This window comes from Marinobacterium sedimentorum, from assembly GCF_024267675.1.
Taxonomy (GTDB): domain Bacteria; phylum Pseudomonadota; class Gammaproteobacteria; order Pseudomonadales; family Balneatricaceae; genus Marinobacterium_A; species Marinobacterium_A sedimentorum.
This window is the reverse complement of the sequence record NZ_JALDYX010000220.1, coordinates 1-211: the sequence shown is the minus strand read 5'-3', so window position 1 is coordinate 211 and position 211 is coordinate 1. Positions and strand designations below refer to the sequence as shown.

1 protein-coding gene is annotated in these 211 nt (G+C 46.9%); it reads right to left on the bottom strand.

From position 1 onward, the window contains the following. Positions 1-211 (bottom strand): EF-Tu/IF-2/RF-3 family GTPase (locus MRS74_RS23880; protein WP_254582767.1); only part of this gene is annotated, 211 nt, incomplete at both ends.

The following is a 211-nucleotide window of genomic DNA, read 5'->3' as shown; positions in this document are numbered from 1 at the left end:
GAATAACTGGCTCAGGGAATTCCATGCGCTCAAGAATCACTTTGTGGTTCTGGTCACACAGGGTATCACCTGTTGTTACGTCCTTCAGACCAATCGCTGCTGCAATGTCACCCGCACGAACTTCTTTTACTTCTTCGCGCTTATTTGAGTGCATTTGAACGATACGGCCAAAGCGTTCACGCTTTTGCTTCACTGAGTTATAAACGGCATC